15 protein-coding genes are annotated in these 17,352 nt (G+C 50.9%); 6 read left to right on the plus strand and 9 right to left on the minus strand.

Features of this window, described 5'->3' with window-relative positions; genetic code table 11:
• Positions 1–36 precede the first annotated feature (36 nt).
• The 3 genes from IEY11_RS12010 to IEY11_RS12020 all read right to left on the minus strand — a co-directional run bounded on the left by IEY11_RS12010 (position 37) and on the right by IEY11_RS12020 (position 4,318).
• A complete protein-coding gene (locus tag IEY11_RS12010) occupies positions 37–1,278 on the minus strand; it encodes a RecQ family ATP-dependent DNA helicase (RefSeq protein ID WP_188886656.1) in 1,242 nt (413 codons plus the stop codon).
• Positions 1,279–1,450: 172 nt separating this feature from the next.
• On the minus strand, positions 1,451–3,070 hold the full coding sequence (locus IEY11_RS12015; RefSeq protein ID WP_188886657.1) for a hypothetical protein: 1,620 nt from the start codon (positions 3,068–3,070) through the stop codon (positions 1,451–1,453).
• A gap of 45 nt (positions 3,071–3,115) precedes the next feature.
• Positions 3,116–4,318 carry a tyrosine-type recombinase/integrase gene (locus IEY11_RS12020; RefSeq protein WP_188886658.1) on the minus strand — a complete coding sequence of 401 codons (1,203 nt, stop codon included), beginning with the start codon at positions 4,316–4,318 and terminating at the stop codon, positions 3,116–3,118.
• Positions 4,319–4,483: 165 nt separating this feature from the next.
• Here IEY11_RS12020 and IEY11_RS12025 point away from each other — a divergent pair, with 165 nt between their 5' ends.
• Complete coding sequence (locus tag IEY11_RS12025) at positions 4,484–7,279, plus strand: hypothetical protein (protein ID WP_188886659.1); 2,796 nt, start codon at positions 4,484–4,486, stop codon at positions 7,277–7,279.
• On the opposite strand, the gene IEY11_RS12030 is transcribed toward IEY11_RS12025, so the two are convergent.
• Both IEY11_RS12030 and IEY11_RS12035 read right to left on the minus strand, forming a co-directional pair.
• On the minus strand, positions 7,272–8,423 hold the full coding sequence (locus IEY11_RS12030; RefSeq protein ID WP_188886660.1) for a tyrosine-type recombinase/integrase: 1,152 nt from the start codon (positions 8,421–8,423) through the stop codon (positions 7,272–7,274). The two genes, IEY11_RS12025 and IEY11_RS12030, sit on opposite strands and share 8 nt — an antisense overlap.
• Positions 8,424–8,515: 92 nt before the next feature.
• On the minus strand, positions 8,516–9,109 hold the full coding sequence (locus IEY11_RS12035) for a recombinase family protein (RefSeq protein WP_188886661.1): 594 nt from the start codon (positions 9,107–9,109) through the stop codon (positions 8,516–8,518).
• A 251-nt stretch (positions 9,110–9,360) separates the two neighbouring features.
• Here IEY11_RS12035 and IEY11_RS12040 point away from each other — a divergent pair, with 251 nt between their 5' ends.
• Positions 9,361–9,960 carry a Fic/DOC family protein gene (locus IEY11_RS12040; RefSeq protein WP_188886662.1) on the plus strand — a complete coding sequence of 200 codons (600 nt, stop codon included), beginning with the start codon at positions 9,361–9,363 and terminating at the stop codon, positions 9,958–9,960.
• Positions 9,961–10,275: 315 nt separating this feature from the next.
• On the opposite strand, the gene IEY11_RS12045 is transcribed toward IEY11_RS12040, so the two are convergent.
• From IEY11_RS12045 to IEY11_RS12060, 4 genes are all read right to left on the minus strand, one after another.
• A complete protein-coding gene (locus IEY11_RS12045; protein ID WP_188886663.1) occupies positions 10,276–11,214 on the minus strand; it encodes a class II glutamine amidotransferase in 939 nt (312 codons plus the stop codon).
• Between the two features lies 1 nt (position 11,215).
• Complete coding sequence (locus IEY11_RS12050) at positions 11,216–12,307, minus strand: amidoligase family protein (protein WP_188886664.1); 1,092 nt, start codon at positions 12,305–12,307, stop codon at positions 11,216–11,218.
• Between the two features lie 30 nt (positions 12,308–12,337).
• Complete coding sequence (locus IEY11_RS12055) at positions 12,338–12,625, minus strand: DUF960 family protein (RefSeq protein ID WP_188886665.1); 288 nt, start codon at positions 12,623–12,625, stop codon at positions 12,338–12,340.
• Between the two features lie 134 nt (positions 12,626–12,759).
• Complete coding sequence (locus IEY11_RS12060; protein ID WP_188886666.1) at positions 12,760–13,620, minus strand: AraC family transcriptional regulator; 861 nt, start codon at positions 13,618–13,620, stop codon at positions 12,760–12,762.
• Between the two features lie 137 nt (positions 13,621–13,757).
• Between IEY11_RS12060 and IEY11_RS12065 the strand changes: the two genes are divergently transcribed.
• The 4 genes from IEY11_RS12065 to IEY11_RS12080 form a co-directional block, all read left to right on the plus strand.
• A complete protein-coding gene (locus IEY11_RS12065) occupies positions 13,758–14,888 on the plus strand; it encodes a Gfo/Idh/MocA family protein (protein ID WP_116705675.1) in 1,131 nt (376 codons plus the stop codon).
• Between the two features lie 15 nt (positions 14,889–14,903).
• Entirely contained in the window at positions 14,904–15,794 is an 891-nt protein-coding gene (iolE, locus tag IEY11_RS12070; RefSeq protein WP_188886667.1) for a myo-inosose-2 dehydratase, read from the plus strand.
• Between the two features lie 73 nt (positions 15,795–15,867).
• Positions 15,868–16,884, plus strand: coding sequence for a sugar ABC transporter substrate-binding protein (locus IEY11_RS12075; protein ID WP_188886668.1), 1,017 nt, complete (start codon positions 15,868–15,870; stop codon positions 16,882–16,884).
• A gap of 94 nt (positions 16,885–16,978) precedes the next feature.
• On the plus strand, positions 16,979–17,352 hold a 374-nt coding region (locus IEY11_RS12080), incomplete at its 3' end, for an ATP-binding cassette domain-containing protein (RefSeq protein ID WP_188886669.1).

Below are 17,352 nucleotides of genomic sequence, written 5' to 3' on the forward strand. Positions count from 1 at the left end.
AAACCGCTCGACTAAAGCGCAGTCGAGCGGTTTTGTTTATCTGTTTTTACAGTTGTCGCAGCGCTTTTTGCAGCGTTTGCCGGACTTCTCGCCAAAAAATTCGCGAATCATGCCCCAACGGCATTTGTGATTTTCGCAGGCGTAGTCATGCAGAGCCTCGAGCGCATGCAGGCGCTCCTTGAGTTCGGCTCCTTTGAGCTCCAGCTGATTTTCCTTGATGAGGCGGCGGTTGATGGTAAAATCGTACTCGTGCCAGAGCAGCAGTGCAGTGGACTTTTTGCCGTCGCGTCCCGCTCGGCCGGCCTCCTGCGTATAATCGTCCAGACCGATAAGCGGCGCATGGTGGATAACAAGCCTAATATCGGGAATATTGACACCCAGACCGAAGGCGTTGGTGGCCACCATCACCTTAACTTTTCCGCTGGCGAAGCGCTCCAAACGGACAGGCTTATCCTCGCACTTGCCGTGATAAAACTCGGCCTTAAAACCTTGCTTGCACAGGTATCGGTGCAGCTTTTCCACGCGGTCGATGGTGTTAGTGTATATAATGACGCGATCGCCCTTGCGCTGTCGGAGCTTTTTGCAGATGATCTCGCGCTTGCGCAGCTCGATAAGGTCGGAGGCCTTGCGGCCGCCCAGACCGTGCCCGACCTCGATCACACGCAGCTCGATGTTGTCGCGCGTCACACCGCCGCGGATAACATGTGCGTCCTCGATGCCCAGCTGTTCGAGGATGTACCGCTCGGTGGTCGGCGTGGCGGTTGCCGTAAATGCGCCAACGACCGGAGGCGTCGGGAGGCTCTGTACGAATTCACGAATGCGCAGGTAGTCCTCGCGAAATCCGGGCCCCTGTTGGCAGACGCAGTGCGCCTCGTCGATCATGATGCCTGCCGGGTCAGCCTGACGGAGTGCCGTCTGTACCTTGCGGTTTTGCAGCATTTCGGGGGTGACGAACAAGAGCAGCAGCTCGCCCTGCTCGATGCGCGCGAGGACAGATTTTCGCTCGGCCGAGGACTGAAGGCTATTTAGGCAGGCGGCGGCAACGCCCTTGTCCTGCAGCTGCCGAACCTGGTCGAGCTCGAGCGCAAGGTGTGGTTCGATGACGATCGTCAGACGTTCCTGCACCATAGCGAAGCTGGTAAAAATTAACGATTTTCCAGCCGAGGTCGGCATCAACGTCAGCAGGCTGCGGTCAGCAAGCAGAGTGTTCAGGGCCTCCTCCTGGAAGGAACGCAGGGCTTCGATGCTGAGTGCGTGAAGGGCTTTTTTTAACTCCATGTTTTTTGTCTCCTTTTTTTATATAGTTATAATACGGGACTGACGGACCGGCCAAAACGGCTTCACAGCCTCACAATCTGCACGCGCAGCTGAAAGCCGCAAAGCCGATTTTGAACCGGTTTTCCTAATTTTTAATAGGGGTAAAATGTTTCGGTTTTACGGTGTGAAGTGATTATTCGTCTGTTTCACAGTCGATTGACAGACAAATCAAGGCGTGGGAGATGGAATCCCGCGAACGACCGCGGACGTTCTTCGAGACGGTTTTCATGATGCCATTCTGGACCAGGTAGCGGCGGAACTCGACGGAGTCACCTGCCCACAGACCAAGCCGCCGCGTCATAAATTTTGGAAAATCTTCCTTCAGCTCGAACGCAATGAAGGTATCTCCCTGGCTGTCGGTGTAACGGAAGCCCAGCTGCTCCGGGGTCATCTCCGAGGCGTCCGGCGCGATGAGGGAGGCGTACTGAGCCGTGTCGCGGACGATGTCGAGCGCCATGGCGAATCGGCGCTGACGCTCGGCCTGCTGATCCTCGCGAGTTGCGATAAGGCGCTGCGTCCAGTCGGTCAGGGGGCCGGTATGTTCAGTGACACCGAACAGCCCGTCATCTAGCTCCCGAGCAACAACCCACAAATACGCCTGCTCGTAGTGAACACCGTCGAGGGAAAGCCGCTCGATGTGTGCGCTGATGTACGCAGCTAAATGCTCGGCGCTTTTCATCAGCGACCCGAATGCATTGCGGAGGACAGCGATGTGCTCGGGATTGACGTTCTCGAAGGTCGGCCAGTCCAGTGCGAAGATCGTGTTCTCGGCAGGTAGGGCATCGCCGACTATAACCGGCAGAGTGTTCAGCGGATGCTTAGCAATGCCAAATGAAAGGAGTTCGAGATGCCTGTTCTGAATGGCGCGAGTCAGCTCGCGCTGCACCGGCTCGCTGTCCAGATTGACCAATACCGGCAGGCCATTGACCTTCTCCAGCGTCTGGATGTCTTTTTTCTCCTGAAGCGAAATCTCAAGGAGGCGGACGGCGCTCTGGCCATCACTGCGGCCAAAAGTGAAACCACCGAGGACATTACGGAGCAGATCATGCTGCATTTCAGCCGCTGTCTCGTTCTCGCTAAGCCGCAGTGCCGGGTAAAAAAACGGCTTAGCATCCTCCTCCAGCAGCGGCATCAAGGATGCAAGAACCGCGGCGTGCATGGCCCACACGATCGCGATGGGCGTTTCGCGGAGGGCGGCTGTAATCTGTTCTGTAGAAGGTACAATGCAGGCTCGCGTGTTGCACGTAAGCTGTTCGTTCCAACGGCTGGTGCGGTCGATATATATGGGATCTTTGAGGAACTTGCGAGCAGTCAACTGCCGGAACTGCTGCACCATGCTCCGTTCCTTTCCGGACATATTGATGCCGGCAATGCCGATGCCGTTTTCACTCACTGCAGCTTGCGATAGTGACAGAAATATCCCTTTTTTGTACAGAAATGCCTCTACTTCATACCGAATCAGGCGATCATCGAGCATGACGATCACATTGGGCGCCGGAAGCGGCAACATCTCCAAGTAGGTATCTCCATGATCGGACAGACTGCGTTTACCGGCATGGAGTTTGTCCGTATGATTAGTTTGGTTGCGTGCAGCTGAGGCCCAGTCAGCAATGATCTCCTGCTGCTTATCGGTGAACCGTTCGCCGAGAAAATTCTGCTTGAAATTCTTCGGGATGGTAAACTGGAACGGTTCGTTACCGAGCATCTGCTGAACCAGTTTTTTGACCAAATTTCGAATTTTCTTGAATTTCATAATTACCTTCCTTCCATTTATAAAAAAGGGAGAACTTCTCCCTTTTTAGTTGTTTTCGCCCGTCATAAGTGCTGCACTCATGATTTCGAGTGCATGCTCCTTACTGCGGGCATCGACGTGCGCGTAACGCGTAGTGGTCAGGTAAGAGGCATGCCCCAGATAACTCTGGATTTCGCGCAGACTACAACCTTCGTGCAGCAGAAGCGTAGCGCAAGTATGCCGCAAGTCGTGGAATCGCACTTTTGGCAGGTCGCTGTGTGCGATTTTCCAGCGAAAATGGTCAGTGACGTACTCCGGCGAGAGTAATTTGCCGTTGGCGTCTACAAAGATGTAGGCGGCATCAGACTGACTATACCAGCGGTTGCTCGCTTGGTTTTGCGCAATCCGCGCTTGTCTATGCTCTAACCGTTGCCGAATGTCGGAAGATAGTGGGAACGCGCGGCGACTTGCCTCGGTCTTCAGGTTGTTGCTGCGGATCAGCTGGCGTTTACCGTTGATCCGAACCTCTGCGACCTTGTGCCGGATATGGAGTGTGTTCGTCTCCCGGTTGATGTCCTCCCAGCGGAGTCCGAGGATCTCGCTGCGGCGCAGGCCGTAGATGACTCCAATGTGGACGATATCCTCAATCGGGTCGCCCTCGAACAGCCGGAACAGCTGTCCAATCTGCTCCACGGAGAGTGTTTCGCCCTGGAATGTCTCAACACGAGGTGCTTTAACGCACTTTACGGGGTTTAAAATGGGTGCGCCGTTGCGGATCTCATCGTTGAACACCGACCTGATTAACGTCAGATGGTGCTGAACAGTGTTCGCGGACAGGCCTGCATCGCTCAAAAATTCGCAGTAGCTTTCCAGAACGGTGGGCGAGATCTCGTCCATCGTCAGGTCGAGCTTGCGGAAGTAGGGCAGTAAGCGGGCGGTGATATGTTCATATCCCTCGAAGGTGGAAGGTGCCACCTCGGAGCGCTTGCGCGTCATCCAGCGGCGGACGACCTCGTCGAACGGTACCTCACCGACTTCGGCCACGGACCAGCCGGCTTGGCGGGAGCGGCGGTCGTAATCGGCCTGCAACTCAACCAGCTTCGCGTCGAGCAGCTGCTTCGCGCGGCGCTGATTTCCCTTGACGGGCAGACCGGTGCTGATCCATTTTTGCTTCAGCTTGCCGCTGCTGTCGGGGATGCGGAACACCAGATAATACCGGTCGGCTTTCTGCTGCAGCGTACCGGTCACGATTGGTTTCTTTCTTTTCATATCATCCTCCTTTACAAGGTGGAAAAGTTGTGTTATGATCGATATGTATTAAAAATCGTGCACGATTTGTTTGATTTTGTGTGAATATAATAGCACGATATACCGATGATTGTCTGTGCGGTTTTCTGGCATTGTAGCTACACACTTACGGGGGAAGTTAAAATTTTGCTGACACTGGATCGAAAAGAAGAACGGCCGCAATCGGAAACGATTACAGCCGTCAAGGATGATATTTTTGAATTTGAGCAGCACCGCGGTGTGCGTTATGTGTTAGACCAGTTACATAGCTTTTTCGCCACATGTGGGCTAATGAAACTGCCCTGTGATAATCCGTTCTCTTTCTTTGTGACATTAAACTATTTATTGCACCACCCCGACAAGCTCACGATTGATGGAAGGCCAGATGACCTAGAATCGTACCGGTTGATCATTGAGGACATTCTGATGCTGTATGCCAGCTACGGCAACACGATATTCGAGTTCGCATCCGTTGCGGACGATACGGTATTTAATTATCTGTGGGAACAGCCGTCTCTGCCTTGGATTGGCGAGGAGCTGGACCGATTTGACCTGAAAGAACGAGTCTGTGAGCTCGTCGAATGGGCAGAACGGCGGGAGATCTATAAGCTCTATCCAGAACTCATTCAATACAACGAACAAGCACATAATCTAAAACAGATAGAATTGGCAGAACGCCTTACACCGCGTATAGTTTATAAGCCGTCTGATATAGTGGCGCCAGATGATTTTGTTTTAGATCTTTACCATCTGTTCCTTTTGTTTTATGCAAAAACGCATAGCACTGCTTGTGAAATTCAGGTAGGAGCAACACTCCCCAACCGAGAGCAAAACCTAAAACAATATGTGGAAGGATTACTACGGTTGCGTGAGATTGAAAAGAAATTCTTGGCTTTGCTCAAATCCGATGTAGAAGTGAGCGAACCGACAGAAAAGATAACCCCATTAGATGTAGGGAAGATGTCCGAATATGTGGTGCAATTAGTAAAGTTGGAAGCAGACTATCCTGAACTGTTCCATAAAACAGATAACAGTAATGTCAAACCCTGCGTCGCTCTGGGGAAATTTTATAAACAGTGGAAGGATGATGGCAGCAATATAGATCCGCGCCTTAATAGTAATAAATCGCAAGATGCCGCTTTGTCGAATCTACGGTATGCAACAAGCCAATATTCGCCAAGTCAACTACGAAAACTGCAAGGACGACTAAAAGAACTATTGCACAGCTATGCGGATAATGTGGTCTATCGATTCTTTGATAGCGCCTATAAAGAAATGATGATGGGTGCTATTCCGCAACTTGCACCGATATATCTGTGGCATCTGTTTGTGGCATATGCCGATCCATTATATCAGCAGAAGACTTATCTATTTGAGGATTCTGCAAAGAAAGCGGATTTCTCCGGCGATGCTGTGCTAAAATTGAATATGTCGTGCTGGCAGAGTGAAGAACGAAAGTCTGATTGCTTGACTGCATATAAATGCACGCTATATGATGAGTTGATTTGTTATTTCGATAAAAAACCAATAAAACTCAAATATCCCACACAAGCGGAAGTATCAAAATGGCTTAACATCGTTAATTGGGATAAGGTCATCTCCACCCGCAGTACGTTTGTCACAGATAAAGTATTTTGTCAGTATTTGCTGCAAAAGTGTTTGAGAACAAATTTTCATCTGTACACAGACACCGGCATTACCGGTGTGACCTTAGAAACACGCGTTCCGCTGTATCGTCTGTATCGTCCGCTATACGATGCGCTGCACTCGATGGATGGTGAACTGTGGAAACAGATGCCGTCCAATAAGCCGTTGACAGTGACGCTCGAACAAGCGGACGAATTTTATAACATGAAACGAAGTGACAACGCAGCATTAACTTTCTTGCGTGAGTCGCAAGGGCGGCTGCCGGTCTCACGCAGGAAGAATCTACCTTTAGGGGTATGCAAGAATATCGTCCGAGAGGCACTGATCAGACAAAACGGAAATCCAATCGGATGCATTGATTCATATATTGTTCAGCACAAAGAACTTTCCGATTTTGCAGGAAAATCTGCGGAAAATCAGGATTTGCTGCGCTTAACAATCTACCGAATGTCCCTAGAGCGGGCTGCACATACACTTTCGAGAGATTTGATGGAATCAAGTATGCAGCTGTTTGATCAGTGGGTCATGCGAGAAGCTCTTGAACGCATGTGGAAACATTTCTTTGAGGAACACAAAGAGATGTTCCGTATTAAGCGTATAACCGACAAAATCAAGGTTGGACCGCTGAAGATTTACGGGCGTGTTCTATGCAGAGTGGATTTGCTACAAGGAAAACTTCCGACGCCGTCAGAAATTGCGCAAAAGAGCTATTTAGCCGTTATGGAAGGAAAGGCGTTGGATCAGTGCGGGGAATACATATCTGAAGTGTGTTCTCATTTTATAGAGGCAGTTTATCAGATGCAGCCTTCTTCTACTGACTGGGCAGCGGAATATACAAAAACCGCCTTGCAGGCTATGCAAAGCGGCTTTTCAGGAGTAGCGCTCCCGGAATATACAGTTTATACTGGCATTGCCGATAATGCGCGAGACGCAGAGGCAATTCATGCTGCACTGAGTGAACGATACGTGATGCAGTACAAAAATCCAATCCGGCACATGATTGAAAAATGCGGTGAGGATTTTTCTGTTCTGGCGTGCGTTCGTTGCAAGGATTTAGAAGCAGATACACTCGATGCGCTGAGCAGTGTCAGTTTCTGGCTTGCACAAGACTGCGTTCACGCAGTTATTATTCGATACGATGACAAACTGACTCATACGGCAGAGCAACATATTGCGTCTTTGGCAAGCCGCTTGGCGGTGCCGCTGTTCCTGCAATCAGAGAATCAGACATACGATAAACAGTGTGCATTGCTTCAGAATACAGCTATTTTCGGCTTTGAAAGCGGTCTTAGCTGACACAGGCCAGTGCTTTCTCCAAACGCTGCAAGCTGCGGGCATTTTCGTTGATCTCCGGGTGTATGTAGCGTGACGTAGTGCTGGGATTGGAATGCCCCATATAGGCCTGAATATCCGTGATCTCACAGCCGCGTTGAGCCAGACTGGTTGCGCAGGTATGACGCAGATCGTGGAACCGGATATGACGCAGATGGTTATCCTTTAAGAAACGCCGAAATTTACTGCCCAGACTGGACGGACTGAGCGGACCTCCATACCGTCCTTCAAACACGGGACCGGAAAGTCGGTGCGGCTGCCTGGCACGCAGAAGCTGCTCGACCTGCGGATGAAGCGGAAAGAAGCGATAGCTGGACTGCGTTTTCAGTTTATCGCTGCAAACAACACGTCCGCGACCGGCCTCATCATGCACCAGCATGGCATTGTGCCGCACATAGAGCAGCTTATTCTCCCAATCGATGTCATCCCAGCACAGGCCACATACTTCGCCTTTGCGCAATCCATACAGGAGCGCCAGCAGTACCGGAAGATGCAGACCCGTCCCCTGTAACGCGTTTAGCAAGCAACATTGTTCGTCTATTGAGTAAGGACGCGGAATATTACGCTCTACGTGAGGCAGTTGCACACCGCAAATCGGATTGCTGCGATTGAGTCCGCAATGGCAAGCGGTGTCAAATGCTGCTCGCAGCAGTACGAAATGCGCCTGTATGGTTCGGGAAGAATAACCATAGGCAAGCATGGCATCGCGATATTCCTCCAGTGCCAGTGGTGATACAGAATACAGCGTTAATCCCTTTTCATCAAAGAATTGGCAGGCGTGCTGAACGATTATTGCGTAGCGGTCATAAGTTCGCTCTGCAATTGATTCGCAGCGTTCCGACAGCCAGCGATTTAACCAGATGGATACAGGCTGATAGCGCATCTCTGGTGACAGTTTCCACTTTTCGCACAACGCATCCACGCGGTTAAGTTCGTACAACTCGGACAGCATACGGCGGCGCGCCAGCTCCACCTTCTGCATGGGCTGATCGGTTGATATAGAGGTACTCATCTGATAGCGGATCGGTTGACCGTTCTCGGTATATTTGACGCGCAGATGCCAGTATCCTTTTACACGCAATACGCTGACAATAATGTTGGTTTTCATGGTGTTGTCCTCCTTTAACAGTATATTTACAGGATACCGGAATCCTCACTATTTCACGACGCAGTTATTGCCAGAAATGACTACACACTTTCCTATTTGTGAACTTGAGCGTAAAAGTGCGTCCGCTTCACGCCAGTGCGCCGCATTGCCTCCTTTGCGGAGATTTGACCAGATCGCCAGAGCGCAATCACCTCGTCCCAGTTGTCGGGGAGGACGGTGGCAGGCCGGCCAAGGTGTTTCCCCTTGGCTTTCGCGGCGGCGATGCCCTCACGCTGACGCTGGCGAATGGTCAAGCGTTCCTGCTCGGCAATCGTTCCGAGAACTTCAATCAGGATATTGTTCACCATCTCGAAAACCCATTCCTGACCGGACGGCAGATCCATCATTGTGGTTGGCAGATCGATTACCTTGAGGCGGATGCTGTTGTCCTTGAACCACTGGAGTTCATTGTGAATGTCGGACTTGCTGCGGCTGAGTCGGTCGAGTGATTTCACGATCAGCGTATCGCCCGGCCGCAGCATAGCAGACTTGAGTGCTTGATATCCAGGACGGTCAAGATTTTTGCCGGACTCTTTATCGGTTATAATTTCCCGCTCGTCCGCGCCGAGCGCGCGAAAGGCCTCGAGCTGACGATCAAGATTTTGCTCGCGCGTGGAAACGCGGGCGTAGTAGAATGTTTTGTGCATTTTGCTCATCTCCGTTGTGATTTTGTAGCTATTGTGATAAAATAACTCTACTAAGACAGGCAGGTGAAATGGAATGAAACCTACACTTACAGCTGAACAGAAACTCCGGTGTCTGCACGGTACTTTTGCTGCGGAGGGTATGCAGATCTCTATAAAAACACAGACTGCGCTGCACCGACTTGACTCCGGCAAAGCAACGATGGACGAGTTGCTTCGTGAAGCGATTGCTCGTCATAACAGAAAGCAGTGATATGATGTTTTCAAAATACGAAGTATATTCCACCACGCAGTCTCTGTACTGTTATCCAGATACTAATGTACTGCGTAATCATTTGCATATAACTGAGTATGCGGAATTGAAAGCAGCTGAAGAAGAAATTACAGCATTGAAACAATATGCACTGCTGCAAAGTCCGATTCGCGGTCGTTTCACAAAGACACATCTTTGTCGCATACACCGTTTTCTATTCTCAGATATTTACTCGTTTGCAGGTCATTTGCGGCGAGAACAGATTGCTAAAGCAGACACATGGTTTTATCCTCCAACTATGATTGATCAAGAACTTCAAAAAATTTGTGGGTTAATTCAACAGGAACACTATTGGAATAAAGCCGCAGATGATGTTTTTATAGATCGTTTGGCGTTTGTTATGGCGGAGCTGAATATTATTCATCCATTCCGCGAAGGAAATGGTCGTTCAATTCGTGAGTTCATTCGGGAACTAGCACTACATAATGGCATCGTGTTGAACTGGGGAAATGTTGATCGCGAAGCTGTTTTACGCACAGCGATTGACTCGGTGGATGATTATACAGCATTAATTCCATTACTAGAGCGCTGTATTGAATAACAAAAGTGTCCGGAAAGGTCTTGCACTTTTCGAACATTTTCGTTTATTATAGATGGACCTTTTCGGACAGTGTAAATTCACAGATAAAACCTGTCCGAAAAGGTAGACTTTGTTGGATACTTAGTCGTCGTCGATAAGGTCGGCGAGCAGGCCGATGACAGTCAGCACGCCGAAAATGATTTTGCCTGGGTTCATCTTTTCACCCCATTTCAGCTGTCAGAGAAATTTTCGACGGCCTCGATAATCAAATCAACCACCGCGCCGACGGCCTGAAAGATCGGACTAAGTGCAATCATGCGCATCGCCTCCCTTCAATCAATATGCGTATAACAATTCGCCGGTCATCTCGTGAAAGAGTTCCGGGTCGTACAGCATTTCCTCGATTTCCTCCTCAGAACAGCCATAGTCCAGAAGTGCCTGCACCTCATCCGTGGTAACGCCGAATGCCTTCGCCACACTGAATAGGTCGTCGTAGTTTGTGGACGTGTCCTCGTAATAGCTGCGGTAGAACGGATATTTTCGCCACCAGTGCTCGAATGTCGTATGCGGTGTGAAGGTGCCTGTAGTGATACGGCCATTCCGGTCGATTTTCATAATTTCGCCCTCCTTTGGCTCCAGAATATCAGTGGGCGCTTTCAATCTCAGCTTTTTGATAACCTTGCACAGAATTTCCTGCGTCGAGGCGTAAATCAGAAAGCCATCATAAAACATGATGCAGAGCGGATTGTCCCCGATGACAAACCAGATGGAGTTATCCTTATCAAGCACCGTGAACACGAAAGAACCCTCGACCTTTTCAGCCATGGATTGCAGGCTGTCAACGTCGAGGGTCTTGTTTTTCTCTAAAAGCTGAACGGCAATGTAGCTGTCTGTCTCAACGCTCGTGAGCGGAAGATTTTCTTCCAGGCGGAGTTCTTTATCATTCCACAGTACGCCGTTGTGGGCGAGAGCGAAGCTGCTGCCGTCAATTTTACCGAGAAACGGGTGGTTATTCTGGTTAAACTGTGCATTACCCTGAGTCGTCATGCGAGTGTGACCCATCACGACGTTTACGCCGTGCGGAATGTGAATCTTCATTTTCCGAGCGGGAAGGGGACGCTTGTAGATGCGCAGACGGTCATTGAAGTTATAGGCGATACCGGTTGCATCCGTACCGCGCACTTGACATTCACGCGCTAACGTATTCAGGATTTTGTTCTTCGTATGGGTGCTCAGGCACTCCTTAAAATCGATTAAACCGAAAAGACTGCACATATTACTCCTCCTCTGAAGTGTTTACAGGTTCATTAACGTAAAGCCGACGCTCTTTCAAATACTGGATAAGTTCGGGTTCATTGATGTCATCGAGAAAATCAAACCAGCTCATGTCCTGCACCTGACTGTCAGACATAGCAACAGCCACCTCAACCAGATGGTTTACCATCTGCAAGGTGGCTTTGAGGGTATTCAGCTTGAGCGTGCCGCGGAACATACGGATTTCAACTGTGTCCGCATTCGTAAGGTTGACCGCCGTGTAACGTCCGGCGCAGGAATTTTTTGCGTGGCTCATTTGTTCGGACGGGGTGAGGCGGATGCCGTACCGCGCTGCCCAGCGGTTCATCTGGCTTTGTGTGCGGCGGCTGAACCGCAGCAGTTCCGCCCAGAATTTCTCGACGAAGTAGAGCAGACGTGCAATCGCGGCCTCCTGCTGTTCATAGGTACAGCCAAACGCCAAGCGAGAGATATGAACGTGAAGTCCACAAGTTCCGGCGGCATGGCTCAGATATCCCATGCTCTGCGCTTTGCGAAGAACCTGCTCCCATGGCATTTCATTCAGGTGGTATTCCAGTGTCATGGGATGTGTGACAAGTTCCAAGCCTTCATCCAGACTGCCGTCTGTCTTAATGTACAGATTTTCGGCGTTGGCATTAGCAATATCCAGCAGCTTTTGCGCGTTGCTGTTTACCGTGCCGCCGTCATCAATTTCGAGCTCAACGCCGAAATGACGCAGACCCTTGCCATGAAAAACAAGGTCTGGCGTGTAGCTGTATTCGTGAATAACCTCGCAGTGCTCATCCCAGCAGGATGCGCAGTAGGCGTTGTCGTCATTGTCCCAATAGGCGCGGTCACGGTGAATAATGCGGTTGCAGTCCTCGCAGCGGACGTAATACTCATCAAAGCAGTGGTCGCAAAGCGTGTGCGTGTCATCCTCGACGGCGTTTTCCTCGTAGACCCGCTCGGCACAGTGGTCACAGATTACGGTCAGGCGGTCGGCACAATCCTCGCAAAGCCAATCGCCTTCCGCTTGATACATGTCTTCAATCGGGTATTCTGCACCGCAGTTTGCACAAATTCTTGTTTCGGTCATTGTCTGTTCCTCCATTTCGTTTGGTAAAACTTAATACTCTTCGGCAAGCAACATAGTAGAATGCGTCAAATCGTCAATGACAAACACCTTGGCATTTACGGCATCGTCGCACGGTACATCGAGCTCGTAACGGTACGGCGGCTGCTCCTGCTCGTGGACGATATGCTGACCGGTCGGTGTTTTCGTCAGCTTGAATACCTGCAGGTAGTCTTTTTCTTCAATCTCCATCGTCAAGACCATGTGCCACATGAGATTGGTCAGCCATGATGGAATGTCAGCCATCACGCCGCACGTCAGAAATTTTTGATTGTTGAACATTTTGCTTCTCCTTTCGGACAGAATTAAAGCCCCCGGAATATTTCCAGGAGCTTCTACATCTATAATATATGTCCAAAAGTGGCGGAAACACAGAAAAAACATGGTTCAAGCTATGCTTTTCTCATATTATTCTGTCAATGCGTTGTAATGAATACAGTTTTCCGAAACTGATACGGTGTAAGACCGGTACTTTTCTTAAATGCACGAATCAGATTAGAAGCAGAGCAAAACGCACAGTCATAAGCAATCTCTTCTATGCTGTCATCCGATTCTGAAAGCTGTAGTTTTGCATAGGATAGCCGCAGATTGAGCAGATACTCATGCGGCGATAAACCGGTTTCCTCGCGAAATCGGCGAGAAAAGTAGAACCGGCTAAGCGATACCTGCGCAGCAACTTCTTCTATTTGAATATTTTCATGAAAATGCTCGTCCATCCAGTTCTTTGCTGCCTGTATCTGCGGCGAAACGTTGTGTGCCGCGTGCCCTTGGGTATTCAGCGAGGAAAGTATATGGTGAATGACGACCGACATGCGATCGTCTGCATTGGCATCAAGTGGCAGCATCTGCATGATCTTTTGAAAGTCCTTCTCCAAGCCATACTGCTTGCTGAACAGCGCACCGTTGTTCTTCCACAGAAGATCGCAGTACGCCTGTGAGGCATTGCCGTGAAAATGAAACCAGCTGAACTGCGCCTCTCTCTTTGTATAGTAGTGGTGCGGAAAATTGCAGTCGATGAGCACGATATCATCGGCGCTTGCTGTGAATGTCTGATCCCGATATGTGAACTGCATTTCACCCGAATGAATGTAAAACATCAAAAATGCGTTCAAATGTTTTCTGCGCACGCTGTACGGCGCACTGCAAAGATAACGTGCACCCCAGAGACCATAAAACAGGTGCTGCTGCGCAAAAGCCGAAGCAGTATGAAAATAGATCCCTTCTTTTTCTATGATACCGGGTTCAAATCGAATAACACCCTGCTGACGAATATCCATAACAGCACCCCTAATGTCAGAGCAAAAATTGCATATTTTGTGCACGCATTACACGTGACAGCTTTCGTCTCTTATGATATCATAGGCACAACAGAAAGGCAAGAAACCTTCCGATCGTTCAAAAGGAGAAGATACTTATGAGCAAGGAAATTAAAATCGGTCTGATCGGCGCTGGCTGGATGGGCAAGGCCCACACCACCGCATTCCACAACGCACGCATGATCTTCGGCGATGATATGCCGGTATTTGAGCTGGTAAGCGACGTCAGCGAGGACGCAGTTGCAAAGTTCGCGAAGAACATGGGCTACAACCGCTACACCACCAACTGGATGGACGTTGTCACCGATCCCGAAATCGATCTGGTGGACGTTGCAACCCCGAACTGCATGCACTACGAGATGGCTAAGGCTGCTCTGGAGCACGGCAAGCATGTTTTCTGCGAGAAGCCGCTGTCTCTGTCCGCGGAGCAGTCCCGCGAGCTGGCTGATCTGGCCAAGGAAAAGGGCGTAGTCAACTACTGCGGTTTCTCCAACATCATGAACCCGGCAAACCAGTATGTTGCGGAACTCGTCAAGTCCGGCAAGCTGGGCAAGATCATGCGCGTACACGCTACTTACGATCAGGATATGCTGCTCGATCCGTCCATTCCGATTGCATGGCGTCACATCAACAAGCTGGCAGGCTCCGGTGCACTCGGTGACCTGTGCAGCCACCTGTTGAGTGTTTCCCAGATGATCATGGGCGACATGAGCGAGGTGCTCGGCGTGCAGTCCATTGTTATTCCGGAGCGCCCGGTCAAGGCAGGCAGCACCGAGATGGGCAAGGTTGAGAACGATGACCTCATCACCTTCCTCGTCAAGTACGAGAACGGTGCAATCGGCGACTTCTCGTCCTCCCGTGTTGCAACCGGCCGCAAGAACTACTTCTACTACGAGATTCAGGGCACGGAAGGTTCTGTAGTATACGATCTGGAGCGTATGTGCGAGGTTCAGGTTTACTTCAAGGCTGATGCGGACAAGGACAACGGCCGTGACTGCGGTTTCCGCACCGTACTGCTCAACCCGCAGCACAAGGGCTTCAAGTACTTCCAGCCGGCAGGCGGCATCGCAATCGCATTCGACGATATGAAGACGCTGCAGGCTCACGCGCTCATGCAGGCTATGCACGGCGGCGAGTACATCTGCAACTTCGAGATGGGCGCTAAGGTTGACGGCATTATCAACGCAGTGCTCAAGTCCGTTAAGTCGGGCACTTGGGAAAAGTGCTAAGGGAGGTTCAAGGCTATGTTTAATAATGTAAAACTCGGCATTGCGCCGATCGGCTGGACGAATGACGATATGCCGCAGCTCGGCGGCGAGCTGACCTTCGAGCAGATGGTTTCTGAAGCAGCGCTTGCCGGCTTTCAGGGCACCGAGGTAGGCGGTAAGTTCCCGACCGACCCGGCAGTGCTCAACAAGGCACTCGACCTGCGCGGCATCAAGATCGCGTCCCAGTGGTTCTCCAGTTTCCTGTGCTCCACGCCGTATGAGGAGAACGAAAAGGCATTTATCGAGCAGCTGGACTTCCTCGAGGCTGTCGGTGCAAGCCGCATCAACGTATGCGAGCTGACCCGCTGCCTGTTCGCAGAGGAGTGCTCGATGTTCGGTGACAACAAGCCGATCGCCACCGACGAAGAGTGGGACAAGCTGACCGACGGTCTGAACAAGCTGGGCAAGATCGCTGCTGACCGCGGCTTCAAGCTGTGCTTCCATCACCATATGGCAACGGTTGTTCAGACCTTTGAGGAAACCAAGCGCCTGATGGACAACACCGATCCGCGCTATGTTTACCTCTGTTTCGATACCGGCCACTTCACCTTCTCCAAGGAGGACGCCGTCAAGGCAGCCAAGGAGTTCGGCCCGCGTATCGGCCACGTTCACCTCAAGGACATCCGTCCCGACATGATGGAAAAGGCTTACGCCGAGGGCTTCAAGTTCCGCAAGGCGGTTCTCGAGGGCTGCTTCACCATTCCGGGTGACGGCTGCGTCGACTATCCGGGCGTATTCAAGGCTCTGCACGATGCACACTACGAGGGCTGGTTCATCGTAGAGGCCGAGCAGGACCCGGCAAAGGCAAATCCGCTCGAATACGCCAAAATGGCGCGCGAGTATATCCGAAAAACCGCAGGTATCTGATTACAGACTGTAAAAGCAGAGAAAAGAGAAAACAGAAAACAGCATACGTGCTGACTGATAGGAGGAAATAAAAATGACTAAGATGACGAAACGAATTGGTGCAGCAATGCTTAGTACAGCGCTGCTTCTGGGCGCACTGACCGGCTGCGGTGGCAATACCTCGTCATCGACGGACGGCGATAACGCTGCAGGCGCTTCCACCGAGAATCCGCACATCACCGTTGTTCTGAAAACCTTGGCTTCCGAGTACTGGGCCTATGTAGCTAAGGGATGCGAGCAGGCTGGCAAGGACCTCGGCGCTGAGGTTGATGTACAGGGTGCGACCTCGGAGACCGCGTACGACGAACAGCTCTCCATGATCGAAACCGTACTGAACGCAAGCGGCACGGATGCAATGGTCGTTGCACCGCTGCAGTCCGAGACGGTTGCAACCCAGATCGCAAATGCGGAAATTCCGATCATTGCGATTGACACCAACGTAGAATCCGATAAGGTTCTGAGCTTTGTAGGCTTCGATAACGAGGCTATGGCCTCTATGGGCGGCGAAGCTGCGGTCGAAGCAGCCAAGAAAGCTGGCTGGGATACCATTACCGCAATTGGTATTGCGGGTGTACAGGGCGATTCCACCTCCGAAGCACGCATGGGCGGCTACAAGAAAGGTGTTGAAAAGGCTGGTGGCACTTATCTGGATGCGGAGACCCAGTACGCTGACGGTGTATCCGACAAAGCTGTAACCGCAATGGAAGCGATCATCCAGAGCCATCCGGAGGGTATTGCGATCGTTGTCTGCAATAATGACGACATGGCCGTCGGCGCTGCACGTGCAGCAGCTTCCTATCCAGCTTACAAGAACACCATCTTCGTTGGCTGTGGCGGCAATGTTGCAGCACTCGATGCAATCCTTGCAGGTCAGGAGACCATGACCGTTGCTGTTGACGGCTACGACGTAGGCTACCGCGGTGTTCAGGCAGCAGTTGACGCACTGAACGGCAAGACCCTTGATAAGTTTATCGCTTCTACCGCTTCTATCGTAACTGCCGACAACGCAGAAGAGCAGAAGGCGATCGTTGAAAAGAAACAAAACGGCTAAACCGAATTCTGTCATCACAGATCCGTAAAAGCAGGCGGGCATATGTACAAGCGTGTGCCCGCTTCTTCATTTTGTGAAAGAAAAGAGTGAAAAGATGAGTGAATACGTAGTAGAACTGAAAAACGCGACCAAGCGTTTTCCGGGCGTAGTGGCTCTGAAAAACATGCAGCTTTCCGTCAAGCCGGGCGAGATCCTCGGCCTGATCGGTGAGAACGGCGCAGGCAAATCTACGCTGATCAAGGTGCTGACTGGTGTACATCAGGCAGACGAAGGTCAGATCTTCGTAGACGGCGTCGAGCAGCATTTTAAGGACCCGAACGATTCGGCAGCGGCTGGCATCGCGTGTGTATATCAGGAGCTTAATATTGAGAAGCTGCTGAGCATTACTGACAACATTTTCATCAACAAGTGGATTAAAAAGGGTACTCTGCTGGATTACCCGACCATGCACAAAAAGGCAAAGGAAGT

This window comes from Butyricicoccus faecihominis, from assembly GCF_014648015.1.
GTDB lineage: Bacteria > Bacillota > Clostridia > Oscillospirales > Butyricicoccaceae > Agathobaculum > Agathobaculum butyriciproducens.

Coding starts and splice junctions, on each gene's coding strand:
- IEY11_RS12010 (WP_188886656.1), bottom strand. CDS start 1,278: ATGGAGTTAAAAAAAGCCCTTCACGCACTCAGCATCGAAGCCCTGCGT.
- IEY11_RS12015 (WP_188886657.1), bottom strand. CDS start 3,070: ATGAAATTCAAGAAAATTCGAAATTTGGTCAAAAAACTGGTTCAGCAG.
- IEY11_RS12020 (WP_188886658.1), bottom strand. CDS start 4,318: ATGAAAAGAAAGAAACCAATCGTGACCGGTACGCTGCAGCAGAAAGCC.
- IEY11_RS12030 (WP_188886660.1), bottom strand. CDS start 8,423: ATGAAAACCAACATTATTGTCAGCGTATTGCGTGTAAAAGGATACTGG.
- IEY11_RS12035 (WP_188886661.1), bottom strand. CDS start 9,109: ATGCACAAAACATTCTACTACGCCCGCGTTTCCACGCGCGAGCAAAAT.
- IEY11_RS12040 (WP_188886662.1), top strand. CDS start 9,361: ATGATGTTTTCAAAATACGAAGTATATTCCACCACGCAGTCTCTGTAC.
- IEY11_RS12045 (WP_188886663.1), bottom strand. CDS start 11,214: ATGTGCAGTCTTTTCGGTTTAATCGATTTTAAGGAGTGCCTGAGCACC.
- IEY11_RS12050 (WP_188886664.1), bottom strand. CDS start 12,307: ATGACCGAAACAAGAATTTGTGCAAACTGCGGTGCAGAATACCCGATT.
- IEY11_RS12055 (WP_188886665.1), bottom strand. CDS start 12,625: ATGTTCAACAATCAAAAATTTCTGACGTGCGGCGTGATGGCTGACATT.
- IEY11_RS12060 (WP_188886666.1), bottom strand. CDS start 13,620: ATGGATATTCGTCAGCAGGGTGTTATTCGATTTGAACCCGGTATCATA.
- IEY11_RS12065 (WP_116705675.1), top strand. CDS start 13,758: ATGAGCAAGGAAATTAAAATCGGTCTGATCGGCGCTGGCTGGATGGGC.
- iolE (WP_188886667.1), top strand. CDS start 14,904: ATGTTTAATAATGTAAAACTCGGCATTGCGCCGATCGGCTGGACGAAT.
- IEY11_RS12075 (WP_188886668.1), top strand. CDS start 15,868: ATGACTAAGATGACGAAACGAATTGGTGCAGCAATGCTTAGTACAGCG.